This is a genomic window from Verrucomicrobiota bacterium (assembly GCA_039192515.1).
In the GTDB taxonomy this organism is placed as follows: Bacteria; Verrucomicrobiota; Verrucomicrobiia; order Methylacidiphilales; family JBCCWR01; genus JBCCWR01.
Genome location: JBCCXA010000025.1, coordinates 18,665 through 43,014 on the forward strand (window position 1 = coordinate 18,665; position 24,350 = coordinate 43,014).

General features: G+C 41.8%; 21 protein-coding genes and 1 pseudogene. 17 read left to right on the forward strand and 5 right to left on the reverse strand.

Annotation, left to right across the window (positions count from 1 at the left end; genetic code table 11):
- Nucleotides 1–7: 7 nt before the first annotated feature.
- A complete protein-coding gene (locus tag AAGA18_11385) occupies nucleotides 8–2,497 on the reverse strand; it encodes a chemotaxis protein CheA (GenBank protein MEM9445939.1) in 2,490 nt (829 codons plus the stop codon).
- A 140-nt stretch (nucleotides 2,498–2,637) separates the two neighbouring features.
- Here AAGA18_11385 and aroB point away from each other — a divergent pair, with 140 nt between their 5' ends.
- On the forward strand, nucleotides 2,638–3,717 hold the full coding sequence (gene aroB, locus AAGA18_11390; protein MEM9445940.1) for a 3-dehydroquinate synthase: 1,080 nt from the start codon (nucleotides 2,638–2,640) through the stop codon (nucleotides 3,715–3,717).
- 32 nt (nucleotides 3,718–3,749) lie between these two features.
- Nucleotides 3,750–5,732 (forward strand): DEAD/DEAH box helicase, encoded by a 1,983-nt coding sequence (locus AAGA18_11395; GenBank protein MEM9445941.1) that lies wholly within the window; start codon nucleotides 3,750–3,752, stop codon nucleotides 5,730–5,732.
- A 9-nt stretch (nucleotides 5,733–5,741) separates the two neighbouring features.
- On the opposite strand, the gene larE is transcribed toward AAGA18_11395, so the two are convergent.
- On the reverse strand, nucleotides 5,742–6,569 hold the full coding sequence (larE, locus tag AAGA18_11400) for an ATP-dependent sacrificial sulfur transferase LarE (GenBank protein MEM9445942.1): 828 nt from the start codon (nucleotides 6,567–6,569) through the stop codon (nucleotides 5,742–5,744).
- Nucleotides 6,570–6,623: 54 nt separating this feature from the next.
- On the opposite strand from larE, the gene AAGA18_11405 reads away from it, so the two are divergent.
- Nucleotides 6,624–7,859, forward strand: coding sequence for an aspartate kinase (locus AAGA18_11405; protein ID MEM9445943.1), 1,236 nt, complete (start codon nucleotides 6,624–6,626; stop codon nucleotides 7,857–7,859).
- A 145-nt stretch (nucleotides 7,860–8,004) separates the two neighbouring features.
- Nucleotides 8,005–9,186 (forward strand): cysteine desulfurase family protein, encoded by a 1,182-nt coding sequence (locus AAGA18_11410; GenBank protein MEM9445944.1) that lies wholly within the window; start codon nucleotides 8,005–8,007, stop codon nucleotides 9,184–9,186.
- 7 nt (nucleotides 9,187–9,193) lie between these two features.
- Here the strand turns inward: AAGA18_11410 and AAGA18_11415 are convergent, their stop codons facing one another.
- The 3 genes from AAGA18_11415 to AAGA18_11425 form a co-directional block, all read right to left on the reverse strand.
- Nucleotides 9,194–10,144 (reverse strand): hypothetical protein, encoded by a 951-nt coding sequence (locus AAGA18_11415; GenBank protein MEM9445945.1) that lies wholly within the window; start codon nucleotides 10,142–10,144, stop codon nucleotides 9,194–9,196.
- Nucleotides 10,145–10,192: 48 nt separating this feature from the next.
- Nucleotides 10,193–11,074, reverse strand: a complete 882-nt coding sequence (locus AAGA18_11420; protein ID MEM9445946.1) for a FecR domain-containing protein — start codon at nucleotides 11,072–11,074, stop codon at nucleotides 10,193–10,195.
- A 78-nt stretch (nucleotides 11,075–11,152) separates the two neighbouring features.
- On the reverse strand, nucleotides 11,153–12,274 hold the full coding sequence (locus tag AAGA18_11425) for a lipocalin-like domain-containing protein (protein MEM9445947.1): 1,122 nt from the start codon (nucleotides 12,272–12,274) through the stop codon (nucleotides 11,153–11,155).
- A 110-nt stretch (nucleotides 12,275–12,384) separates the two neighbouring features.
- On the opposite strand from AAGA18_11425, the gene AAGA18_11430 reads away from it, so the two are divergent.
- From AAGA18_11430 to AAGA18_11490, 13 genes and pseudogenes are all read left to right on the forward strand, one after another.
- The gene (locus AAGA18_11430; protein ID MEM9445948.1) at nucleotides 12,385–13,146 is read left to right on the forward strand and encodes a metal ABC transporter ATP-binding protein; all 762 of its coding nucleotides are present in this window, start codon (nucleotides 12,385–12,387) and stop codon (nucleotides 13,144–13,146) included.
- The gene (locus tag AAGA18_11435; GenBank protein ID MEM9445949.1) at nucleotides 13,133–13,969 is read left to right on the forward strand and encodes a metal ABC transporter permease; all 837 of its coding nucleotides are present in this window, start codon (nucleotides 13,133–13,135) and stop codon (nucleotides 13,967–13,969) included. The genes AAGA18_11430 and AAGA18_11435 overlap by 14 nt, the downstream gene beginning before the upstream one ends.
- Nucleotides 13,970–14,595: 626 nt before the next feature.
- On the forward strand, nucleotides 14,596–14,961 hold the full coding sequence (locus AAGA18_11440; protein MEM9445950.1) for an SgcJ/EcaC family oxidoreductase: 366 nt from the start codon (nucleotides 14,596–14,598) through the stop codon (nucleotides 14,959–14,961).
- A 210-nt stretch (nucleotides 14,962–15,171) separates the two neighbouring features.
- Nucleotides 15,172–15,453 (forward strand): hypothetical protein, encoded by a 282-nt coding sequence (locus AAGA18_11445; protein MEM9445951.1) that lies wholly within the window; start codon nucleotides 15,172–15,174, stop codon nucleotides 15,451–15,453.
- 15 nt (nucleotides 15,454–15,468) lie between these two features.
- Nucleotides 15,469–16,293 (forward strand): TatD family hydrolase, encoded by an 825-nt coding sequence (locus AAGA18_11450; protein ID MEM9445952.1) that lies wholly within the window; start codon nucleotides 15,469–15,471, stop codon nucleotides 16,291–16,293.
- A 5-nt stretch (nucleotides 16,294–16,298) separates the two neighbouring features.
- Nucleotides 16,299–17,444, forward strand: a complete 1,146-nt coding sequence (gene eboE, locus AAGA18_11455) for a metabolite traffic protein EboE (protein ID MEM9445953.1) — start codon at nucleotides 16,299–16,301, stop codon at nucleotides 17,442–17,444.
- Nucleotides 17,445–17,462: 18 nt separating this feature from the next.
- Nucleotides 17,463–18,329: a UbiA family prenyltransferase gene (locus AAGA18_11460; GenBank protein MEM9445954.1), complete on the forward strand. Its 867-nt coding sequence runs from the start codon at nucleotides 17,463–17,465 to the stop codon at nucleotides 18,327–18,329.
- A gap of 14 nt (nucleotides 18,330–18,343) precedes the next feature.
- Nucleotides 18,344–19,498 (forward strand): 3-dehydroquinate synthase, encoded by a 1,155-nt coding sequence (locus AAGA18_11465; protein ID MEM9445955.1) that lies wholly within the window; start codon nucleotides 18,344–18,346, stop codon nucleotides 19,496–19,498.
- Nucleotides 19,495–20,871 carry a nucleotide pyrophosphatase/phosphodiesterase family protein gene (locus AAGA18_11470; GenBank protein ID MEM9445956.1) on the forward strand — a complete coding sequence of 459 codons (1,377 nt, stop codon included), beginning with the start codon at nucleotides 19,495–19,497 and terminating at the stop codon, nucleotides 20,869–20,871. The genes AAGA18_11465 and AAGA18_11470 overlap by 4 nt, the downstream gene beginning before the upstream one ends.
- Before the next feature lie 2 nt (nucleotides 20,872–20,873).
- Entirely contained in the window at nucleotides 20,874–21,206 is a 333-nt protein-coding gene (locus AAGA18_11475) for a transmembrane 220 family protein (GenBank protein MEM9445957.1), read from the forward strand.
- 38 nt (nucleotides 21,207–21,244) lie between these two features.
- Nucleotides 21,245–21,769, forward strand: a complete 525-nt coding sequence (locus tag AAGA18_11480) for a TylF/MycF/NovP-related O-methyltransferase (GenBank protein MEM9445958.1) — start codon at nucleotides 21,245–21,247, stop codon at nucleotides 21,767–21,769.
- 67 nt (nucleotides 21,770–21,836) lie between these two features.
- Nucleotides 21,837–23,065 (forward strand): annotated as a pseudogene (locus AAGA18_11485) (amino acid permease).
- Nucleotides 23,066–23,237: 172 nt separating this feature from the next.
- Complete coding sequence (locus AAGA18_11490; GenBank protein ID MEM9445959.1) at nucleotides 23,238–24,281, forward strand: Mrp/NBP35 family ATP-binding protein; 1,044 nt, start codon at nucleotides 23,238–23,240, stop codon at nucleotides 24,279–24,281.
- The last annotated feature ends 69 nt before the right edge of the window (nucleotides 24,282–24,350 follow it).

Below are 24,350 nucleotides of genomic sequence, written 5' to 3' on the forward strand. Positions count from 1 at the left end.
CGAAATCCTAGTTTCGGCCTTGTAGTTCCAAAGCAGATGCATCCAATATAAGACCTACTTGACCATCTCCCAAAATAGCCGCTCCGGAAAGTGCCCTTGCACTACTAAAGTGTTCTCCTAAGCTCTTGATTACTACTTCTTGTTTTCCTACTAGTTCGTCGACAAGCACGCATTTCTGTTGATGACCAGTTTCGATGACAATAATGATGCTTTCGTCAGGATTCATGTTGGCATCTTGGATACCAAAAAAATCATAGAGTCTTATGAGAGGTAGAAGCCGGCCACGGACGTTGACCATTTCACCTCTTTCATGGACTGTAGAGATGAGGTTGTTTTCTGGGCGAAATGACTCACGAACCGAAAGTGTAGGAATAATATATTTATGGGAGGCGACTTTAACAATAAGGCCTTCGATGATAGCAAGAGTAAGTGGAAGAAAGATAGAGAAAGTAGTGCCTTTACCAACTGCAGAGCTGATTTCTATTTTGCCCCGTAACTTTTCAATATTCCGAAGGACGACATCCATACCAACGCCTCTACCCGAAATATCCGTGACTTGTTCTGCAGTTGAAAAACCAGGATTGAAGATGAACTTAAATACTTCATCGTCAGAAAGTTCTTCATCAGGACGGGCCAGACCACGTTCGATGGCTTTCTCTAAAATTTTATCACGGTCTAGGCCCTTACCATCATCAACGATTTCAATAACAATATTGCCGCCTTGGTGATAAGCATTTAGTTGGACAGTGCCCTCTTCGTTTTTGTTACTAGCTTTTCTTTCTTCAGTAGATTCAATTCCATGGTCAATAGAGTTTCTAACCATATGGAGTAAAGGGTCTGCAAGTTCGTCCACAATGGTGCGGTCTAGTTCGGTCTCTTCTCCACTCATGGTTAAAGATACCTTTTTGCCTTGTTTGACGGCAATGTCCCGAACAACGCGAGTCATTTTTTGGAAAGTGGCACGGATTGGAACCATGCGGATCGACATGACAGTCTTTTGAAGATCGTTGACAATACGACTCAATTGATTGAGATTGCGCGATATACGCTGGTTGTTCATATCCATGATGTTAGGATCTTGTGCAACAAGCGATTGGGCAATGACAAGCTCACCCACTAAGTCAAAGAGGCTATCCAATTTGAGGGTGTCAACTTTTACAACAGCATTGTTTAGGGCTTGCCTTGGGGCAGTTGCTTGGTTTTGGGCTTGTTTGGAAGCTTGAGCGGGTTGTTCGGAGGCTTTAGCTTCTGGTGCTTTTGATTCTTTTTTAGGGGCTTCTTCTGCTTTTACGGGTTGTGTTTCGTTTGGGCTAGGCTGAGAACTTTGAGCTTCTACCAGTGCTTCTTTAGATTCTTGGTTGGAACTGGCGGATGATGGTGTGGCTTCGGCGTCTACGGTAGTCTCTGGCGCGCCGGCTTGTAAAGGTTCACTTGTTGGATCTGGGTCAGCAGTAGAGGCAGGAGTGCTTGGCGGCGGTGGAGCCTCTCCATTTAAAATGGCCTTTACTTCCCGAATAAGTCCCAAGGTAGGTCTAGTAAAGGGTTCCTGTGCTTTTGACCCATTTATTTGAGCCTCAATTTCAGTAACAAATTCACGAAGAGTATCGCCACCTTTAAGGATGACCTCTATTTCTCGTTGAGTAATATCTAGTTGATTTGTTCTTGCAAGATCAAGTAGAGACTCGAGTTCATGAGCTAAATTCTTAATGGGAACAAGATTTAAAAAGCCGGATGTTCCTTTAAAAGTATGGAATGCTCGGAAAATAGAGGCAAGAGTCTCTTCGTTCTTTGGATTGGTTTCTAACTCTAGTACGCCAAGCTCGATGTTTTGCAAGTGTTCGTTGGCCTCATTGATAAATTCTACAATCAGTTCTTGATCTTCATCCGGGTCAAATTCTAGGACGGGCTCTTCTTGTGGCTCTTCCGGTTCCGTGGCAGCTGGTGCCTCTGGTTCAGGGGGTTCAGGGCTTGGAGCTGGCTCGGGGGAGGTAGAAACTGGATTTTGCTCGAAGGGGTTGCCCTCTTCTACCTTTTCCTCTGGAAATGGATTCGCATCCACAGGATTTTGCTCAAATGCACTAGTATCTGGAGAAGTTTCTTCTTGCGGTTCACCACCGGGAGCACCGATGGCAGGCATCTCAGTAGGACTTGTTGCCCCTTCATTGCTGGGTGAAACAAAGCCTTCATCAGGCTCTAGACCTTTCTTAATACGAAGTAAATTTTTAAGCTTACCCAAGCATTCGTTGAGAAAAATAATGTCTTCTTCACTAAAATCTTTTAGGACATCTAGTAAGGCGTCGATTCGATTAATAGCTTCAGTAGCTATGGCATAGAAGTCGCTGTATTCGTCGTTACCAGCTGTGCTTCCCTGAAGCGTGAAAAGTATATCTCTAAGAGGTAATTGTCCTGCGCTGTTATTGGGCTCTGTAAGTACGATTTCTGTGGCAAATTGGCTAAGAAGCTGATCAATTTTTTCTAATGCTTGCTCTTCTGACATAAAGGCGAACCTCCTCTTTCAATTTAGGGGTATCGTCTTCTTTTTCTTGAACTTGAGAAAACAGAGTTAGTTTTAGGATAATCTGAACTATCTTCTAAGTTTACTTGTTAGAAAACCGTGAGGTGGCATGCTAATCCTTTATGAGCCTTGAAAAAATTGAGTTATGTCTAGGGGATTGTTCTTATGAAATTACCCTAGGAAATAAATGGCTGAGTGCTTTTATAGAGGGACTTGGTGAAATTCAGGAGGCTGTAGTCATTTCCGACAGTAATGTCTCAGAATGCATGTGGTTTAAAGAATTAATTAAATCTCTTAGCACTCATGTATTAAAATTTAAATCCTTTACGATTGAGGCTGGCGAAAAATCTAAATCGATTGATGTTTTTGGACAGCTTTGTTCGGGGCTAGCGCAAGAGGATTTCACTAGAAAAACAAAAGTTTTTGCTATCGGAGGAGGGGTGGTGGGCGACTTGGCGGGTTTTGTGGCTGCAAGCTATTTGAGAGGTGTAGAATTGATCCAGATCCCTACCAGTTTATTAGCCATGGTAGATAGCAGTGTAGGAGGAAAAACAGGAGTCAATCTGCCAGAGGGCAAAAATCTAGTAGGTGCATTCTACCAACCAGCTACTGTTTGGATAGATTTGCAAACCTTAGAAACCCTTCCTAGGCGTGAAGTAGCGGCGGGCATGGCTGAGATCATTAAATATGGCATGATTTGGGATAAAGACTTATTTGAAGAAGTCAGAAACGGGGTCCCAGAAGATTTGCAATCCATTATTAGCCGGTGTATCAAGATTAAGGCTGAAATTGTAGAAGCAGATGAGCGAGAAACTAGTGGAAAGAGGGCGTTATTAAATTTCGGTCACACAGTCGGACACGGCTTGGAGCAGCTAACAGGCTATGGAAAATTGTTACATGGAGAGGCCGTAGCTATTGGCATGATGGCTGCTGCAACTATCTCCCAAGAGCACCTAGGGTTGAGTCAAAGTGAGGTAGATGCCTTAAAGAAGGCAATCAAGTCTAATGATTTACCATCTAGTTTTGAGGGAATTTCTTATGAGTCTTTGAAGTGTGCTATGGCGAGGGATAAGAAAGCCACTGCTCAAGGGTTGAGATGGGTCTTATGTCCTAGAATTGGTCAATCAGCGGTATATGATGATGTAAGTGAGGGGGTAGTGAGAAAAGCCGTTGAGCAAATTTCTGAAGTTGCTGCTACTTGATTACGGTGAGTGTCGTGTAAACTTATAGGTAAATGAGCTTGGCTTCAAATGCCTTAGAAGCTTTGCAGTCGCTTGTATTACCTGATGAATGGCAGTTAGAAGCGATAGCAGGTCTTAGGGATAGGAATGATGTCATTGTCGATGCGCCAACCGGGGCAGGCAAAACATACATTTTCGAAAAATTTATAGATACCGCAAATCTCAATCGCCAGGCCATTTACACCGTACCGACAAGAGCTTTGGCTAACGATAAATACATGGAATGGCTAGCTAAAGGGTGGCGAGTGGGCATAGCGACAGGGGATTTAGCGGTTGATACAGAGGCTCCTATACTTGTTGCAACTTTAGAAGCAGTCCAAGGTGTTGCATTTAGGAAACCTTTACCAGCACTCTTAGTTATCGATGAATACCAATGGCTAGGAGACGAAGCTCGTGGAAATCACTACGAAGGAGTCTTGCTATCACTGCCAAGAGAAGTTCGGCTATTACTTCTAAGCGGATCAGTAGATAACCCTGAAGCAGTGGGCCATTGGCTGGTAAGGTTGGGCAGGAAAGTTCTCATTGTGAGACATGAGGAGCGTCCAGTTCCTCTGGAAGTATACGATATTGATTCTTTAGCCAGAACGGTCCCTTTGGCTGTGGAAGGTTTTTGGACTAAACGTCTGGCGGGTGCTTTGAGAGAGGGGCTAGGGCCCATATTAGTTTTTGCTCCGCATCGGGCCGATGCAGAGCGTTTAGCTAGACAAGCCGCGCGACAGCTTCCCCAACCCGATCCTTTAGTTCTTAGCAATGAACAAAGGCGTTTAGCAGGTAGTAAACTCCACCGCTTACTAGAGCAAAGGATAGCTTACCACCATAGCGGATTGACCTATTCACAGCGCGCGGGCTTGATTGAACCTCTAGCTAAAGCCGGGCAGCTTCGGTTAGTTTATTCAACGTTAGGACTAAGCGCCGGGATTAACTTTTCGTTAAGATCTGTCTTGATTACTGCGACGCAGTATATGCGTCAACAGGTGCCTGTTAATATCATGCCTCATGAATTGCTACAAATGATGGGGCGCGCAGGTAGGCGTGGACTAGACCAGATTGGTTACTATCTTTATAGTCAAAATTCTCCAAGGAAGCTCGATGCTCGTCCCATGCAATTGCAAAGAGCAAAGGTTTTGCCTTGGGCTATTTTGCTAAGGTGGCTTAGCCAGGGGGAAAGTCTCGCCAATGCTACAGATCGCTTTGCAAGGGGACTTTTTATCAAAGGGAATTTTGATCTTGGGTATGATGTTAATGAAATAAGAAGGGAAGCGGATTTTCCATGCGGGAATCTTAATCCTACTGCTAGGGCACGCTTAGTTCGAAGGAAAAGACGTCCCTTTAAGATGTGCAAAGCTTGCACGCTAAGAAAAGAATGCTCCTCCCTAGAACCGAAAGCAACTCTGATATGGCAATGGGTCAGGACGGGCCTACTAACCCGCAACCTTCAATTAACGAATCGTGGAAAGGTGGCAGCATTATTTCTTGGACCTGAAGGTTTGGCTGTAGCTGCGGCATTAGAAGATGAGAAGTATCCCATTGATGATTTAGTCTTTGAACTAGCAAATTTATTTGGAGGAGAGCGTTTTTGTGAGAGTGAGTCACGTTGGGGTGGACGTTTGGCTATTGTATGCGAAAAGGCCTATAAGCGTTTTTCTGTAGAGGGTTACTTGCAGTGGGGCGTACCAGTTCACTATGGTGCCGGAGCCTCAGAGGTCATTGAAAAGATCTTTTATGGTGAAAAGCGTAAGGGACAATTGAAAGGTGAATTTGCTGGGGTTGGGGATATTGACCGCTTGCTTACGGAGTGGCGAAGTCTATTGCGGCAGATTATACATGCGCCAGAGTTAGATCTGGTTCGGTGGAGGGAGTTGCAAGAAAAAGCAAAGCTGTGTCTTTCCCATGAAGTAAGCATGATCAATCCTACTTACCAACCATTAACTGAGCAGCAGACTCGCCACGTAGACCATCGTTTGCGTTGGAGATAATACTATCTCTCACAATTTTAAGTTCTCAGTTTCAGGGATAGATTCGAGAGAAGCGCCTCGATAGCCTTCAGGATCGAAGTGAATTTCTCGAAAACCGATTTCTTGCAGCATAGGTGTTAGTTTTTTTTGTAAGGAGGGTCGAAGAAGTTTGGCAGTCTCTTGTGGAGATACTTGCAGGAGTGCTGCATGGCCTTGGTGTCTGACACGCAAGATGCGGAAACCTTCTCGGCGCAGAATATCTTCTGCAGCTTCTACTTGTTGCAGTCTTTCCGGCGTCACGCGAATCCCATAGACGATTCTCGAGGATAGGCAGGGTGATGCCACTTTGTTAGATACAGTGAGACTAGCTTTCCTGGCTAGGGCTCGAATATCTTGTTTTTTTAAGCCCGCTTGACGAAGCGGAGCAAGGATTTGAAATTTCTTGGCAGCAAGATTTCCGGGACGTTCCTGTGCTAGGTCGTCTAAATTTTCTCCATAGCAGATTTTTGAATAACCTTTATCTAGAGCAAATTGTTGCATGCGGTTGAAAAGCTCATGCTTGCAGAAATAGCAGCGGTTTAGTGGGTTTGCAGCATAGTCAGGGTCTTTGAGCTCTTGGGTTTGGATAATCTCTATAGGAATTTGATGATCTTTGGCAAATGCTTGAGCAGCCTCTTTTTCGGAACGGGCTAAGCTAGGAGAGTCTGCAAGTATGCCTAAGGTTTTGTTTGGAAGAGCCTGCCAAGCTGACCACAACAAAAAGCTACTATCTACTCCTCCGGAGTAAGCAATAAGAGGCTTTTCAAGTTGCATTAAAATTTCTTGGAGCTTTTTTTCTTTGTCGCTCAAAGATTCCATCACTTTCTTATAGCACAGATGTAGATAATTCTCTATAATTTTAGTTCTTTTGTTATGGCATTGGTCGTTCAAAAATATGGTGGCACATCTGTTGGCACTACAGAGAAAATTCGGCACGTCGCTGAGCGAGTTGCTTCGTGTCGTGCAGAAGGGAATCAGGTAGTTGTGGTGGTATCTGCTATGTCTGGTGTCACCAACCGCTTAATAAAAATGGCGGCTGAAGTGTCTGATGCTCCGAGTGATCGTGAAATGGATATGCTACTTGCTACAGGCGAGCAAACAACAATCGCTCTGACAGCCATGGCGCTGCATAGTCTGGACGTCCCTGCTATTTCTTTAACAGGAGCCCAAGCCGGTATTGTAACAGACGGGGTTCATTCCAAGGCAAGGATTGCCAATATTACGCCTACAAGAATTCATGAGTTGCTCGATGCAGGAAATGTTGTCATTGTGGCAGGTTTTCAAGGACAGACTATGCAGGGGCAAATTACAACCCTTGGGAGAGGTGGTTCTGATCTTTCTGCCATTGCTTTGGCAGCCGTTATTGATGCGGATCTATGTCAGATATGCACAGATGTTGACGGTGTTTATACCGCTGATCCTAGAGTCGTCAAAGATGCTCGCAAGATTCCAGAGATTTCGTATGAGGAAATGCTAGAAATGGCGAGCCTAGGCTCAAAGGTCATGCAATCCAGAGCCGTTGAGTTTGCTAGTAAATTTAGTGTTATATTCGAAGTGAAGTCTACATTTAATGATAACCAAGGAACGATCGTGAAAGAAGAAACAGCAAGTATGGAAAATGTCGTGGTGCGTGGCGTGAGTGTTGAAAAGAACCAAGCTAAGGTAACCATAGCTGGAGTTCCGGATAAGCCAGGTGAGGCTGCTAAGCTATTCAGCAACATTGCTAGGGCAAATGTCAATGTAGACATGATTGTACAAAATGTCTCTGTAGAGAATAACCAAACAGATATTACTTTCACTTTTAATAAGGCAGACATGAGTGTTCTGAAAGAAATTGCCGGGGCATTTTCAAATGAAATAGGAGCCAGAGATCTTGTCATTGAAGAAGGTGTCGCGAAGTTATCGGTGGTGGGGATTGGAATGCGCAGTCATAGTGGAGTTGCTGCTGGCTTGTTTACAGCCTTAGCGGATAAAGGTATTAATATTCAGATGATTAGCACGAGCGAAATCAAAATTTCTGTAGTGGTAGACGAAGCCAGCGCCGATGAAGCGGCAAAAGCTACCCATGAGAGGTTTTCTCTTCAGCTTGAAAAACCCATAGAGGTTTAATTTCTTTTCGCCTTTTTCTTTCTTATCCTCCCACAGACTATGGTTCATGGTATAGCTTGCGAACTCCAACTTCGAAAGAATCATAAATCACAATGAGTATCCTGATGATAAACTATTATATATAGCCGTTGTTTATAACAGTTGCATGAAGAAGTATCTCTATTTTGATCATTTAGCTACAACACCCCTTGATCCGGTGGTGAAAGAGGCAATGGTGCCTTTTTTAGATTACAAATTTGCGAATGCGGGGGGGATGCATAGCAAGGCGTTATTAGCTGCTGATGCCATTGTTGAGTCGAGGGAAAAAGTTAGGCAAGGCATAGCTGCTGCAAAAGTAGAAGAGATCCTATTTTGTGGCAGCGGAAGTGAAGCGGCTAACCTCGCGATCAAAGGGCTCGCTTTTTCAGAGTTATTTAAAAGAGATAAGCGAAAGCATCTTGTCATTTCCAATATTGAGCACCCTGCTGTTTTGCAATCCACTTTATTCTTGGAGCAATTAGGTTTTGAAGTGACGCAAGTTCTAGTAGATAGCCATGGTGGGATCGATCTAGATAGTTTTAGCCAAGCCTTAAAAGAGGACACTTTGTTGGTCAGTATTCATCAAGGCAACTTCGATCTTGGAACACTACAGGATATTTCAAAGATGGGCACTTTAGCACATGAATGTGGCGCTAAGGTTTTTTGCGATGCTGCTTTTTCATTTGGTTGGCAACAGATAGATGTCACCAAACTAGGCGTCGATTTACTTAGTCTATCCCCGCACCGTTTTTATGGACCTAAAGGAGTTGGCATTTTATATGTCAAAGAAGGGTTAGAGTTACAATCACTTATTCATGGGGGTCGACAAGAGTTTTCCAAAAGAGCGGGTACTGAGAATGTAGCAGCTATTGTGGGTGCAGGCTATGCGGTTGAACAGGCCATTAAGAAATTTTCTAGTATTTCTGAACTTAGAGACAAACAGACTCAGTTATTTGAGTTGCTTAAAAATAGAATTGAAGGGGTTGGTTTGCTTGGGCCTTTACCAGGGATGAATCGATTGCCGCATCATTTGAATCTTACTTTCGAGGGTATAGAGGGAGAGGCCTTGATGCTATTACTGGATACCAGAAAGGTTGCGGTAACGAGTGGCACGGGTTGCCAAACAGGAAGCATGAAAGGCTCTCATGTAGCGCAGGCTATCGGCATTACCGATGAGCTAGCTAAATCATCTATACTCATAGGACTCGGAATAGACGTTACAAGCGAAGATATAGAAGAGTTTCTCGAACGTTTAGAAGCCTGTGTCAGTAAATTACGCAGTATGTCACCAAGCTGGAAATCCAGTTAGGTTCATTTTAGAAGCGATAAGTAAGGCTTGTGGTCATACCTCCGGAGTAGTCCTCATAATCTGCCTCATTATCAGCAAGACTGGACTCGTTGTTCGTCCATGTGAAACCGAGTTTTGCTGTAAATTCATCAGAGAAGCGATAACTAACGTTGATTCCTGCATAGTGCTGTAAATCTAAACGGTTGCTATGCATATAGTCGTAAACGTAGAAACTATAATAAGGCTCAATCATTAGCTTATTTTCGAAAAAGAATTGGCGGATACCAATGTTAACAAGGTTACTATGGTGATCAAACTCTCCAGGTTGATAAAAACGAGCGTTATATTTATAGAGATAATAGATACCCGTATTTGTTTTACTGTTTAAAGTAAAGTAGTCACTGACACCTATAGTAGGTCCTATAGAGGCACTTGTTCTTTTTCCAGTATCCCATGACTGGTAGCGAAATACTTCTGGACCAAAGAAGACGTCGGGTATCCATTTGTATTCAGGGTGGTAAGTTCCATAGATACGGTTGAAAACACCCCATCGGTTTTGCTCATCTACACCTTCGTATATCAGATTATTCACACGGGTGAGGGTATCAATGGTGAAGGTCTCGTTAGGCATGTTGGTGGTTGTGTAAAACTGAATGGCAATATCATGTACGAAAGATCCTTCACCATCACCGTCGTCAAAGTTAGCATTACTGTGATATTCAAGATCGTTGAAAAGCGACAGAAACATTCTTGTCTTGAAATCCTTCACGATCAGAAGGTCAAGCATTCCACTATCTGCATAGATTTCCTCCTGGATATCCTTATTTAGGTCGGTAAGTGAACCATCAAGGGCTGTTTGACCTAATTGACGAAGGTCTTCTTGCTGTTGGGCAACTGTGTTATCCTGAGCCTGGCTCCATAAAGCAGTTAGAGTTAGGAGAAATAGAATTGAAATAATAGTAAGTTTCCAAGATCTCATAATAGGGCAGTTAAATGATACTCCGATAAGTCAGTATATAACGTGAGTTTAACGCCCATTAATATCAATATCAGGAGTAATGGTATCAGGTACTTCTATTGCGGGAGGTGGCGGAGGCGGTGTATTGTTTTGAGGAGGACCTTCCGCAACGATGGGTTGTTGCGGGGATATAATATCCTCAATCACATTACGATTCTCAGGGTTAATGTTTGGGTTATTGGTATTCAGTGCGACTTTGATCTCTCTGAGAATCCTATCTTGATAACTAGAGCCTATAAACTCTCGAATCAAACCGATTGTGCTAAGGCCACGCTCTACATCGAACTCTTCGACTTTACCGCCTGCGCCATCAGAACCTACAATAAATACTTCTCCTTGATTCAATTTAACAGAACCGATGGTGCATGTTCCTTCATAGATAAATATAGCAACATTTCCGCTTGGATCGATCTGAACGACGACGGTTGTTCCGGTAATGGCGGCAGTGACACCTGCGGCACGGATGGTAGTAGTCCCTCTTCCTTTCGGAATATTAAAAAGAGCGGACCCTCTTTGCATGGTGATTTCGCGACTTTGAGGTTTGAAGGTGAATGCTGCATGTGAGCCGAGGCGAGTGACTGTTCCGTCATTAAAGAAAAGTTCAGCTTTAGACTTCGTTCCCGTAAGAACGGCTTCTTCGCGGTTAACAACATCGCCTTTAGATGCCTCTTCCTTTGCAGGGTTTCTTTTTTCTAGATCTGCTACATTTGCCTTAGCGACATCATTTTTAAGAAAAGTGATCTCGGCAGAAGTTAATTGGGAGCTTTGAGCGAAAAGCTTGTGACTGAAGAACAGAATCATGCTCGAGAGCACAATCGCTAACGTCAGAGAATGCTTGATTAGTCCTAGGATAATTAGCGGACAGCTAAGCGTATGATCATTTTCCTTCATTACAAAGCAACATATTAATGAGGAGAATATGCTGCGCAAGGACGAAATGAGCTGATGCTGATTTTTTGGGGAATCTTTTTATTTGCTCATGCCTCGAATAGGTGAAGAGTAACCGGTCAGTTCGGTATAGCCATAACCTTGGGTTTGCTGACCTTGGACTTTTCCGGAAATTTGGCATGTTCCTTCCCAGTAACTCATTGATTGAAAACGAGTTACCAAAAATTCTTGATCGTTTTTTTGCGGCTTAATCAAGAGTTCAAGCTCAAGGGGGGAATATTCAATCTTCCAAGTGGATGGGTATATGGCACCGTTATGAGAGCTCTTCCATGTATCTATGACATGGAAAGTAATGCTTTTAGGGTCTAGCTGAATTAATGAGCCATCTGGTTGAATCAAAACGCCCTTTGACCATTTTTTTACTTGGCCTAGATCGTTTCGCAGTTGGTAAAGCATTAGCTCTTGATTACTGTCGAGTTGGATAGAAAACCAGTCCCAGCCGACTATACTGCTTGAAAGAACGTTAGTCATGAATTCGTGATCGAACCAACTGTTTCCTTGTACTTCGTAGTTTTGATCACCAATTCTTATGGTTCCTTGGCTTAGTAAACGCGTGTAGGAGTAATAATAGGAGGCCTCTCCTTCAATATCGGTCTTACGGCTGAGACCTCGCTGGCCTTGCAAGACCATAGGTTTTGCCGAGTTTACTTCAAGCTCTAGAGCAAATTCCGACTCTTTAGCCCTTAGCTTAAATTGATCTTTATCAAGTTGTTGAATTTGCCAATTATTCAGACGGATATCCATTTGCTCCTGACTATACGCTGCTTGATCTAAATTGCCTCGTGATACTTTTTCTGCTGAATAAAACTTTTGGTCGGACACGTCTGTAATTGCGAAGTGAGCAAAGTAAATGTCTCGTAAAGACCAGCTGCTATCTAGGACACTGGGGCTCGGTTGAACGCCTTGACGAAAGAATGTTAGTTGATAGCCGAAATGTTTGTCTGAAGCACTGCATTTCAGATTTCCCGTGTAATACCACCATTCCGTTTTAAATTCAGGGTGAGCTCCGTGATCCCTAGGAAACGTCCACTCCCTTGGTTCAATTGCCCTTGCCCATTCCTGTCCATGTAGTGCTTGATAGGATAGAGCTAGCCATAGAGACCCGATGATGAGGCGTAAAAACATGTGATTCGAGGATTGCACATTTTAGGTATTACTCAAGTTTACAAGATGAAGAATGATATGAGCCATAGCCTATTTTCATTTAGTGTTGCTCGGGATTGAAAGGTATCTAATAGTATCTCTTTTATGAGATGAATGCGCCTGCGATTTGTTTAGATCATGTTTCTTTTTCCTATGGACAGAACTGGGTTCTCAAAGATGTGAATCTAGATTTACCTGCTAATGAATTGACTTGTGTAGTGGGGCCAAATGGAGGAGGCAAAACAACTCTGCTTAGACTTCTACTAGGACTCTTAAAGCCCTCTAAGGGAAGCATCTCTATTTTTGGAGAAAGTCCGCAGAAGCAACGAAATCAGATAGGTTATGTGCCTCAGCAATTACGCTTTGACTTAGCCTTTCCGGTGAGCGTTGAAGATGTAGTCTTAATGGGATTATCCGGCACCAGAAAGTGGGGGTGGTACCGTTCTGCAGACAAGCAGGCTGCAAAAGATGCCTTAGCAAAAGTCGATCTCATAGATAGTATTCATCAACCATTTGCAGAGATTTCAGGAGGTCAAAGACAACGTGTCTTGATTGCTAGAGCATTGGTGAATCATCCCAACTTAGTGCTTCTTGATGAACCAACGGCCAATATTGATCCACTCAATGCTGAGAAGCTTTATGAAACGCTGCACACTATCAAGAATGATATGACTTGTGTATTGGTGTCTCACGAAGTTGAGTTCGTGACATCATTGGTTAAGGAAGTGGTATGTGTGCATGGAACGGTTGAAGTTCATCCCACTGAAGAAACAGGAGCTAATAAGATTGCCCATATTCTAGGAACAAAAGTGAGGAGAGTGATCCACGAGCGACACTTACCTCCAACAGAGCACGACCATGATCATTACTGAGTTTTTTCAAGACCTGTTTGATCCATCATTAGCTTTCTTGAGAAATGCACTTTTGGTAGGTTTATTAGGCAGCGTGGCATTTGGTTTGGTTGGGGTGCTTGTTGTAACTCGACGCTTGACTACAACCACGGGCGCTATTTCTCATAGCCTATTAGCAGGAATAGGTTTTGCTCAGTACTTGCAAGCGGTCCACCAGATCAGTTGGGTCTCAACTTTATTCGGTGCTTTAGCCATGGGGTTAGTAGCTGCAGCGATATTAACATGGCTAAAGTTTCGAGGTGTTCGCGAAGATACAGCTATCAGTTGCTTATGGTCAGTAGGCATGGCAGCCGGTTTACTTTTTTTTCATTTTACTCCAAAATATGTAGACCCTATGAGCTATCTGTTTGGAGATATCTTGCTAGTAACTTCCCAAGACTTGTGGTGTGTTTTAATTCTAGATGTCGCTATACTTCTATTGTTTCTTTTATTTCAGAATCAAATTATAACGACCTGTTTTGATGAAGACGAAGCCCGGCTCAGAGGTCTTTCAGTTAAGTGGATATACTTTTTGCTTATGGCATTGATTTCCATCACCGTAACCCTTATGGTCCAGATTGTAGGGATTGTCATGGTTATTGCGCTACTTACTATTCCTGCGGCGGCAGCGGGTTTATTTACTAAAAAGCTTTGGCATATGGCAGCACTGGCCAGCTTAATCTGTAGTTTATCTGTTTTCTTGGGAATGATTTTTGGCTATCAATGGCCGACAGGTCCTATGATTATCTTAGTAACAGGTGGGTTTTATTTGGTCTTACAGATTGTAGCCCGAACAATCACATAATGAGCTTCATTATTTTCGCACTAATTTTTTAAAAAATTTGTTGAAAAATTTTGGATGATAGATGACTCAAACGGAGTCCTAGCCTCCTGCTTCTATTTTTTAGACTTTTGCTTGATGGTAGGTCTCTTTCTTTCCACTTATATTGGTGTTTAAAACAAAAATCGTCTATTTCTGCAGACTGTTCCAGAAATGGAACTTCGGCCCCTTCAATTACTTTTACTGTTATTAGCTTTTAGATCTCATGTTCTTACTCTACAAACGTCGACGTTGGGCAGAGCTTAGTAGTTGCTCCTTCGTTTTCCCGTAAGAGCTATGTCGAGACATTTTGATTGATAGCACCTCTTCGTCTCCAAATACTCGATCTCTCAAGCTTTCCTCATCTCGATCAATTTCTAAGAAACAATGTGGATTTAAATTCGTATTCTTTAGGCTTGCCGAATAAACGAACTTGGGGCCATTTATTTATTGATTAGGCTCATGGTCCAAGTTGGTGAGGTGCTGAGTTTAAAGACAGGGTTAGAAATCATGAAATTTATCTAATCTCATTTATATCTTGCTTTGACATTCGATGTTCTGATGGTAATCATCATTTTCAGAATAGATAAGGAGGAAATAAGGCAAGCATTATGGTTGAGAATGAGATTATCGAATTATTTGATAATTGGAATGAGGCACTTCAGACTGGTGATCCCAAAAAGGTTTCGGCTCTTTATGAAGGTAACGGAATATTACTTCCGACTGTCTCCAATAAAGTACGTCATAACCACGAAGAGATTGAAGATTACTTTGTTCAATTTCTGGCTAAGGGTCCTAAGGGAAAAATTGATGAATCAAATATTAGAACTTTTGGTGAAATGGCCATTCATTCGGGTGTTTACACTTTTACGTTTAAGGATGGGCAATCTGTGCAGGCGAGATTTACTTTTGTATACCGCTGGAATGGAATGCGATGGAAAATCGTAGAGCACCATTCTTCACAAATGCCAGAATAATAAAAAATGACGACTAAAGTGGTTTCGATAGGGAATCTTTTAGTAGTAAAATAGCCTTAGCTAAGGTGGTGGCATTTCGGGTCTGGGTCTAGTTTTTTAGCTCGAAGCATTCGTTACGTCTCGATGTAAAGATGTTTGGTTAGATTGAACATTTTTATTATGTTTTAAGATATACTATCATATAGTTGAAAAAGGGGTGAAAGGAGAATTATGTCTACGACTAAAAACTTAGATATCTATTTCATGGATGCTCGTTCAAAATTGATTGATATAGCGGCATTTATGGACCGTGTAGAGCTGAAAGGCGAAAATGACTACAGGTTTGAAGCTTTCCAACAAGCCTTAAAAGCTATAATCGGAGAGTCCAAGGGGGCAAGAACCAAGAAAGTCTTAGAGATATTCAGTGATCGCACAATAGAGCCAATTGACCAAGCAGGGATGAAAGGCGCAGCTGGTGCATGGAACCCTGAAAGTGATGGCAAATCCAAATAAAGCGAATTACTTTTCATGAATTACATAGAGCCTCATGCGCACATGGTTAGCAGAACGACTGATGATTATGTTTCTTTAGTTACGGCTGGTTGTTTGGCTGTTTGCGAACCGGCTTTTTGGGCGGGTTTTGATAGAAGCTCATCAGCAGGATTCTATGATTATTTTTGTCAGTTAACGAAGTATGAGCCTCAGCGCGCAGCGAAATTTGGATTGCCTCACTATTGCTGGCTGTGTCTAAATCCTAAAGAAGCTGAAAATTTAGTTTTGGCGAAAGAGGTATTGGAAGTTATGCAAGAATTTATAGGTGCGTCCAATGTACTCGGTATTGGTGAAATAGGTCTCAATAAAAATTCTAAAAACGAATTAAAAATTCTTGAAAGGCAAATCGAGATAGCAATTAAGTATGACCAGTTGATACTGGTTCATACCCCTCATCTGGAAGATAAACTCAAGGGAACTAAGCTGATCATAGATTGTCTACTAAGTTATTCTAAGGTAAAGCCTGAGCAGGTGATCATCGATCACGTTGAGGAACATACAGTTCAATTAGTTTTAGATAAAGGGTTTTGGGCTGGGATTACGTTGTATCCTGAATCTAAGTGCACGTTTCCTCGTGCAGTGGATATGATTGAGCAATATGGCAAAGAGCGAATTTGGATGAATTCTGCTTGTGACTGGGGAGTGAGTGATCCAATAGCTGTTCCTAAAGCCGTGATGGAAATGCGTAAGCGTGGATTTGGTAATGATAGCATCGAAAAACTTGTTTTGCATAATCCTTGCGAGTTTCTTGGCCAGTCGTCTAATTTTGTAGATCCGAGGTGGATAAGTAATTATGTCTGATACCTATGAGATTAGCTACTACACAACATCTGGCCTATTGCACCAATATCCACCGAGGCGAAGACTGGGAAGAAACCTTAAATAACTTAGATAAATACACACTCGCTGTCAGAGAGCGTGTATGTTCACAAGATGAGTGGTATGCAATTGGCCTTCGCTTGAGCGCACAAGCTGCATTCCAACTAAGTGACGGCAAGGAGTTGCTAAATTTTCAAAAGTGGTTGGAGAAGAATCGTTGTTATGTCTTTACAATAAACGGTTTCCCATATGGAAATTTTCACGGTTCACGCGTAAAAGAAAAGGTCTATGTACCTGATTGGACAACCCACGAACGTTTGGAGTACACCAAAACTTTGTTTGATATTCTCGTCGAGTTATTGCCTAGTGGATTGAGCGGTAGTGTCAGCACAGTTCCTGGTTCATTTAAATCTTTTATCCGTAGAAGCGAACAAGAAGAAGCGATCTATCGTCAGATCAGCACTTGTGCTCAATACATAGACAAAATTTCCAAAGGCTCGGATTTACATCTAGGTTTAGAACCTGAGCCTTTGGGATGGATAGAAACGGTTGATGAAACCAAGCAATTTTTCGAACGACTGCGTCAGCAATTACCTGAGGAGCTTTGGTTTCGGGTAGGGGTAAATTATGATACGTGCCATATGGCAATTGAGTATGAGGATGCAAATCAGGCTATAGAAACTCTACATAATGAGCAAATTCGTCTAAGCAAGATTCACCTAAGTTCTGCGTTGAAATTGCGACCAAACCAGGAATCAATCGCACATTTACAAAATTTTCTAGATGAAGTTTATTTACACCAGGTAATAGCTAGAGACAATGAAGGTGGCCTTACTCGATATTTTGATTTAGATGAAGCGTTATTATTATCTCCAGAGGAATATAGTAATCATGAAGAATGGCGGATCCATTTTCACATTCCTTTGCATACACCAGATCACCCAATTCTAAAAAATACATCAGATCATTTACTAAAAGTGATATATCTTTTGAAAGAGAACGTCTCTCTGTGTTCGCACCTGGAATTTGAAACATATACATGGGAAGTATTACCTCAAGAGATGAAAAGTGCAGATGTTGTCGAACAACTGGTTGCTGAATATCAATGGTGTTTGGAGAAATTGAAACTATAAATTTTGTGTTTAGGTCTCGTGTCATCAAAAATGAAGTTGCTACACACATTGTTGATACTTGGACGTATATCCAATCTTCCCACAGTTTGGTCAAATATTCTCTGTGCTTGGTTTTTGTGTGAGCAAATTATTTCCAGAGATCTCTTTTTTATAGCTCTAATCATCAGTCTCGTTTACATCGGTGGTATGTATCTTAACGATTATCTTGATGCAGATTTTGATGAAATACATTGTTCTGAACGGCCTATCCCATCAGGTAAAATCAATAAGCTTATGGTGCTTGTACTTGGCTTGCTCTGGATGGTTGGCGCTATTCTGATCACTATGATTCTATTTGAACACACTAGTGTGACATGGCTGGCGCTATTGGTTGCAATGGTTTGTATTTATAACTGGATACATAAAAAAACTCCTTTGGCTATTTTGGCAATGGGTGGGTGTCGATTCCTTATTTATCCCATGACAGCAAGCATTTTTAGCGCTGAAGTTTCAGTGAAGATTTTTTGGGCAGGGTTGGGGATGTTTTTGTATATTGTTGGTCTCTCTGGAGTTGCAAGAAGTTCTAATGCACAACCTGTTTTAAAGATAGTCTCCGTTGGTTTCATTTTAGTTTCAATTACTTTGGTCTTTTTGACTGCTGATTTGCAAATCAGTGGGATGAGCATAATTTCTTTAGTGGCTCTACTATTGGGTGCTGGATATTTTCTTTTTGTGACTAGGCCTATTTCTGTGGGAACAATTGTAGAAGGGCTACTTGCAGGTATTATTTTGCTAGATTTTTTGAAAGTATCGTGGTCTGTAGGCATCGAGATAACTTTTGGGAGTATATTCATAGGGCTTTTTTTGCTTAGCTTATTGGCGCAAAGAAAGATTCCTGCCAATTAATAGGATAGTGTAAGATGATAGATGCCTTTTTTAGTGAGAAATTTACGGTTACTTATGAACATCGGTTGTATTTCACTAGAGACAGCTTTAATGCCAAGAATAGTCTTCTACAAGACTTGATTTGTGAAGCTGATCAAAAAAGTAAAGTGCTTATTGCAGTAGATGAAAAGGTCGCACGGGCAAGCTCTGAACTACTCCAGTCTATCCATTCATATATGGAGAGTAACGCTGATTTATTGGAGTTGAGAGATCTCATTCTTATGCCAGGCGGTGAGTTGCTGAAAAACGATGATAAATATCTAAAGCTGCTATATCATAAAATTGAAGATGCTAGATTATGCCGACATTCCTATGTAATTGCATTAGGAGGGGGGGCTTTGCTTGATCTCGTAGGTTATGCTGCAGCGACTGCTCATAGGGGGGTAAGACACCTCCGTATGCCTACCACCAGTTTAAGCCAGGGTGATGGAGGGGTAGGTGTCAAAAACGGCATCAATTTTAACCATAAGAAAAACTTTATTGGAAGCTTTGCTCCTCCCTACGCTATTATTAACGATCTTGATTTTCTCAAAACTTTACCACAAAAAGATGCTCGTGGAGGACTTTCGGAAGCTATAAAAGTTGCTCTCATCAAAGACATTAAATTTTTTGAATGGATCGAAGACAATCTTCATGAACTTAAGTCTTTTGAAGGTAAAGCGATAGCTTATCTCATACAAAGAAGCGCAGAGCTGCATATTCGACACATTACAGGTAATGGCGATCCTTTTGAAACAGGTTCTGCGAGGCCTTTGGACTTTGGGCATTGGTCAGCACATAAACTTGAGCAAATGTCAGACTTTGAAATGAGTCACGGCGATGCAGTAGCAATCGGCATTGCTCTAGACACGATCTACGGGCATCTTCTAGGAAATCTTAATGAGGGAAAGCTCAATAGGGTTTTGTCCTTGTTGTCTAAGCTTGGGTTCCCCTTGTTTTGTGAAGAATTGGGGCAAGGAGAATTGCTAGAGGGTTTATTGGAATTTCAAGAGCACATTGGAGGGGAGCTGACGATTACTCTACTGGATGATTTAGGAAAGTCTTATGAAACGCATCAAATGATCTCAGAAAAGATCGTAAGTTCTGTGGAGTTTTTGAAAAATTGGACCCAGAACACTCTATGCAAATGAAAAGAACAGCTATTCTTAATGTAGTAGGACTTTCCTCAGCACTCATTGGAAGTCACACTCCTCATATCAGGAATTTTTTAGAGAAGGGCTTCCACACCATCATTAAGCCAGCATTCCCAGCTGTCACATGCACTGCTCAAGCTGATTATCTTACAGGCGTTCGACCCAATGAGCATGGCATAGTTGCTAATGGTTGGTATGATCGTGACTATGCTGAGCATTTTTTCTGGAACCAGTCTAATCATTTAGTTACTCACAAAAAATTGTGGGAGGAGTTACGAGAGACTCATCCCGATTTCACCTGTGCCAAACTCTTTTGGTGGTTTAATATGTATTCTTCAGCTGACTACTCGATTACTCCACGTCCCATTTATTTGGCTGACGGAGGAAAAGTATTTGATATCTATACTTCTCCTGCGCCAATTCGTTTTGAGATACAAAAGGAACTAGGTGATTTCCCTTTTATGAATTTTTGGGGGCCATTCGCTGACATTAAATCTTCTAGATGGATTGCTCAAGCTTCACAATGGATAGAGGAGAAATATTCTCCTCATCTAAGTTTGATCTATCTACCCCATTTAGATTATAATCTTCAACGCTTAGGACCAAGTTATTCAGATATAAACAAAGATTTGGGTGAAATTGATCAGGTCATCGGGGAGCTTATCACCTTCTTTGAAAAAAATTCGGTGCAAGTAATTCTCTTATCAGAGTATGGCATCGTTTCAGTCAATAAGCCAATTCATTTGAATCGGCTATTTCGTGAGCAAGGATGGCTAGCACTGAAGAAGGATTTGGATCTTGAATATTTGGATAAAGGGGCTAGCCAAACTTTTGCCCTAACGGATCATCAGATTGCACATGTCTATATCAACAATTCTGAGATTAAGGATAAGGTTCGCGCATGCTTACTAGAGCATGAGGATATAGAGATAGTTCTTGATAGCCAAGAAATTGCGGATTGCGGGATGAATCATAAGCGGAGTGGAGATTTAATTGCTGTGGCAAAGAGCTATGCTTGGTTTACTTATTATTACTGGGAGAACGACCAATTTGCTCCAGATTTTGCTAGGGCCATTGATATCCATCGAAAAATTGGTTACGACCCTGCCGAGTTATTCATAAATCCCAGCATAGGGCTACCGAAACTTAAAGTTGCTTACTTCTTACTGAGAAGAACATTGGGGATGCGTGGATTGCTGAACATTGTTCCACTTGATGCGTCTTTAGTTAAGGGTTCGCACGGAGCTATTCCACAACAGAAGAGTGATTTTCCTTTATTCATTAGCCAGAATGAGTTCTCTCAAGTAGGAAAAGACTATCTAGTTTCCACAGAAGTTTATGCTATTGTAAAAGAATTGATAGAAAGTTAAAGATGACGCGACATATTAATTTAATTTTTTCTATCTTTCTCTGTTATTTCATCTGGGTGCAGTTTAACGATGTAGATACTTGGCTTTGGGTTCTTATCTATGCCAGTGCTATCATTATTCTACTTTTGGGTTTCTTCAGTCTCCCAATCAAATGGCTGTCATTTATTTTTGCTTTCATCAGTCTCTGTATTGCGGTCGCTATTAGTTTTAAGATAGACAACTTTTCTATTGATGATGAGCGAACACGAGAAGTTGGAGGTTTAGTCTTTGCAGCTGTTTTCGTGCTTGTAGCTGGCATCAGAAAACCAGTAGCAGAAAAAGAAATTCATCGGTGAAAGAAAACTGCAGTTATTAAGAGAAATCAATTGATGCCATTGAGGTAACTCAAGAGGGGCTACTATGTGAGTTTGGCGTTTATACGGGTGGAACTATCAATTTTATCGCCGCCCGAATAGATAAGGAAATAAATGGGTTTGATTCTTTTGAGGGGCTGCCAGAGAGCTGGACATCTACTGTACAAAAAGTGGCGTTTAAAATGAATGGGCTTCCTAGGGTTCGAGATAATGTCATTCTTCACAAGGGTTGGTTTAGCGAATTTTTACCTACATGGATCAATAAATATAGAGGTCCGATTTTGTTTTTACACATCGATGCAGATCTATATTCATCAACAAAAACAGTCCTTGATCTTTTGGCGGATAGAATGACTCCTGGAACAATCATTCAGTTTGATGAGTATTTCAATTTCCCTAATTGGAAGCATAACGGTGAGTTTAGGGCTTTTCAGGAGTTCGTTGAAAAATATAAGGTTGAGTATGATTACATAGGTTATACCAAAGGCGATGGCATGCAGGTCGCTGTTAAGATTAAGGCCATAAGTTCTCTAGATTCTGATTAGTTTGGTGAATGTGTCGATCCAGAAGCATTTATCAACTTTTGATGGGCTGAGTCTGGTAGTAGGACTTGTGCTTGGTATTGGTATTTTTCAGGTTTCTCCCATAGTCGCAGCTAATTCTGGAAGTGAATTTATTTTTTATAGCATATGGATAGTTGGTGCGCTTTTAAGCTTAGCTGGTGTATTATGCTATGCAGAGTTAGCAAGTACCTATCCATATAATGGTGGAGACTACTATTTTTTAACCAAGGCTTATGGTCCGACTTTGAGGTTTTCTTACGGGTTTGCGCAACTAGTACTCATCCGCCCCGGGTCTATTGCAGCGGTATCTTTTCCATTTGCATCTTATTTCAAAGTGTTCTATCCGCAATGGCTTCAGGGAATACCAGATATTGTAATCTGTGGAATTGCTATATTGATACTAACTCTACTCAATACAGGTAAGGCTGTTTGGGGCAGCGGAATTCAACGCTTCTTTTCTAGCATTTCTTATTTGCTTTTGGTTGGAATAGCGATCATAAGCGTTATCGGTAGTGGGGAAAGGGATATTGTTGAAATCAAACCGCCTGAGTTCAATTATGGGTTAGCACTGATTTTGGTTTTATTTTGTTATGGCGGATGGAGCGAGCTGGCCGTTGTAGCAGGTGAAATTATTCAACCGAGAAAAAAATATTACGATCGCTTGTAATCGGCTTAACGTTGGTTCTTATCTTATATCTTCTTGTTAATTTTTCTTACATTCAGACGTTAGGCTTTCAGTGTTTGATGAGTGCAGATGCTCCTGCGGCTGCATTGATGCCAGTCGGTGGCCAGGTGATTGTAGGAGGGGTTATTGCTTTATGCTGTTTGAGCTCACTGAATGCCTTAATCTTAGCTGGTGCGAGAATTTCTCATGCTCTAGGAGGTGACTTTCATCATTTTTCAAAACTGGGAGTCTGGAATGAAAAGCGAAACAGCCCTGTCAATGCTCTAATTGTTCAAGGGGTATTCAGCACTTTATTTGTTGTAGTAGCCGGCTCCTTCGAAAAGGTGCTTGTTTATACGACGGCTGTTGTTTGGTTTTATTATTTATTGGTAGGTTTGAGCGTATTCATATTTCGCTGGAAGGACAAAAAGGCAGACAGACCATATCGAGTGTGGCTGTATCCTTTTATACCCTTCATCTTTTGTGCATCCTGTATTTTTCTAGTTATCTCTGGTATTAAGTACGATTTGAAAGGTACGCTCATGACTTTTTCCATTGTTATTATGGGCGCTATTTATTTTAGCATCTTTAAGTGTGGTAAAAATAGAAACTAGTCAGATAAGCAAGTAGGCTGCAGTTTTAGCTAAGGCCTGTATTTTTGTTAGTTTCGGATGCAGTATTTAATTTCAGCCTTCAAGCATGTTTTACTCAACTACTTCTGAATAAATCAAAAATTCGTGTGATTTGTCTAGCGAAAGCCTATGGAGTCTTTAAGATCTAAAATTTATGGTAACGGAAGAACAAGTGATGGGAGCCTTGAAGGACGTCAAGTATCCAGGCTTTAGCAGAGATATTATTTCCTTTGGTTTAGTAAAGGATGTTAAAATTACAGGGGAACAGGTTGCTTTGACTCTCAAGGTTACGACATCTGATGATGCTGTAGTCAGAAGCTTGGATGAAGGAGTTAAGCAAGCAGTAGGCAAATTAGAAGGGGTTTCTGAGGTATTAGTGCATGCAAATGTTCAGGCACCTGTTAAAGTCGCTGCCCAAACTGGGCAGGCTGAAAAAAATAGAATAGAAGGTGTAAAGCATATCATTGCAGTTGGCAGTGGAAAAGGTGGAGTAGGGAAGTCCACGGTAGCAGCCAATCTTACTGCGGCTTTTCACACTCTTGGTCTAAAGGTGGGGCTCTGTGATTGTGATATGTATGGTCCCAGCATGGGACTGATGTTTGGCGCTGATGAGCGCCCAACTATGGCAGGAGAAGACAAGATCAACCCGGTGGTAAAAAATGGCATTCGCCTGATGAGTATGGGGTTCTTAGTGGAAGATGATTCGCCTGTGATTCTGCGAGGCCCAATGGTCACTCGATATACCCAGCAGTTTTTAAATAGTGTGGAATGGGGGCAACTCGATATTTTGGTTTTAGATTTGCCCCCCGGGACTGGAGATATACAACTCACTATTGTCCAGACAGTAGCTCTAACAGGAGCTGTGGTAGTCTCGACACCTCAAGAGGTGGCATTGATCGATGCGCGCAAAGCGGTGAAGATGTTCGAAAAGGTGAATGTGAGGGTGTTGGGTATGATTGAGAATATGAGCTATTTTCTGTGCCCAAGTGATCATAAAGAATATTACATTTTTGGAGAAGGCGGGGGTAAAGCAGAAGCTGCAAGACTCAAAGTGCCTTTGCTAGCCCAGGTGCCGATCGATATTCCTTCCCGGGAGGCCGGGGATTCAGGTATGCCAATAGTTCTGAAGGATCAAAAAAATCGGGTATCTCAAGTCTTTTTTAATGCGGCGAAGCAGTTGCAACCAGTTCTCTCTTAAGCTTACATAGCTCTTAAACGGGGGAAATATAATTGTTCTAAGTTATTTTATTGGAAAGCGTGACACATA

Excerpts from the sequence above, each read along its gene's own strand:
- AAGA18_11475 (MEM9445957.1), top strand. The coding sequence starts at position 20,874 with ATGACGCGACATATTAATTTAATTTTTTCTATCTTTCTCTGTTATTTC.
- AAGA18_11445 (MEM9445951.1), top strand. The coding sequence starts at position 15,172 with ATGTCTACGACTAAAAACTTAGATATCTATTTCATGGATGCTCGTTCA.
- larE (MEM9445942.1), bottom strand. The coding sequence starts at position 6,569 with ATGGAATCTTTGAGCGACAAAGAAAAAAAGCTCCAAGAAATTTTAATG.
- AAGA18_11420 (MEM9445946.1), bottom strand. The coding sequence starts at position 11,074 with ATGAAGGAAAATGATCATACGCTTAGCTGTCCGCTAATTATCCTAGGA.
- AAGA18_11430 (MEM9445948.1), top strand. The coding sequence starts at position 12,385 with ATGAATGCGCCTGCGATTTGTTTAGATCATGTTTCTTTTTCCTATGGA.
- eboE (MEM9445953.1), top strand. The coding sequence starts at position 16,299 with ATGAGATTAGCTACTACACAACATCTGGCCTATTGCACCAATATCCAC.
- AAGA18_11415 (MEM9445945.1), bottom strand. The coding sequence starts at position 10,144 with ATGAGATCTTGGAAACTTACTATTATTTCAATTCTATTTCTCCTAACT.
- AAGA18_11490 (MEM9445959.1), top strand. The coding sequence starts at position 23,238 with ATGGTAACGGAAGAACAAGTGATGGGAGCCTTGAAGGACGTCAAGTAT.
- AAGA18_11410 (MEM9445944.1), top strand. The coding sequence starts at position 8,005 with ATGAAGAAGTATCTCTATTTTGATCATTTAGCTACAACACCCCTTGAT.
- AAGA18_11465 (MEM9445955.1), top strand. The coding sequence starts at position 18,344 with ATGATAGATGCCTTTTTTAGTGAGAAATTTACGGTTACTTATGAACAT.
- AAGA18_11385 (MEM9445939.1), bottom strand. The coding sequence starts at position 2,497 with ATGTCAGAAGAGCAAGCATTAGAAAAAATTGATCAGCTTCTTAGCCAA.
- aroB (MEM9445940.1), top strand. The coding sequence starts at position 2,638 with ATGAGCCTTGAAAAAATTGAGTTATGTCTAGGGGATTGTTCTTATGAA.
- AAGA18_11395 (MEM9445941.1), top strand. The coding sequence starts at position 3,750 with ATGAGCTTGGCTTCAAATGCCTTAGAAGCTTTGCAGTCGCTTGTATTA.
- AAGA18_11405 (MEM9445943.1), top strand. The coding sequence starts at position 6,624 with ATGGCATTGGTCGTTCAAAAATATGGTGGCACATCTGTTGGCACTACA.
- AAGA18_11435 (MEM9445949.1), top strand. The coding sequence starts at position 13,133 with ATGATCATTACTGAGTTTTTTCAAGACCTGTTTGATCCATCATTAGCT.
- AAGA18_11470 (MEM9445956.1), top strand. The coding sequence starts at position 19,495 with ATGAAAAGAACAGCTATTCTTAATGTAGTAGGACTTTCCTCAGCACTC.
- AAGA18_11450 (MEM9445952.1), top strand. The coding sequence starts at position 15,469 with ATGAATTACATAGAGCCTCATGCGCACATGGTTAGCAGAACGACTGAT.
- AAGA18_11440 (MEM9445950.1), top strand. The coding sequence starts at position 14,596 with ATGGTTGAGAATGAGATTATCGAATTATTTGATAATTGGAATGAGGCA.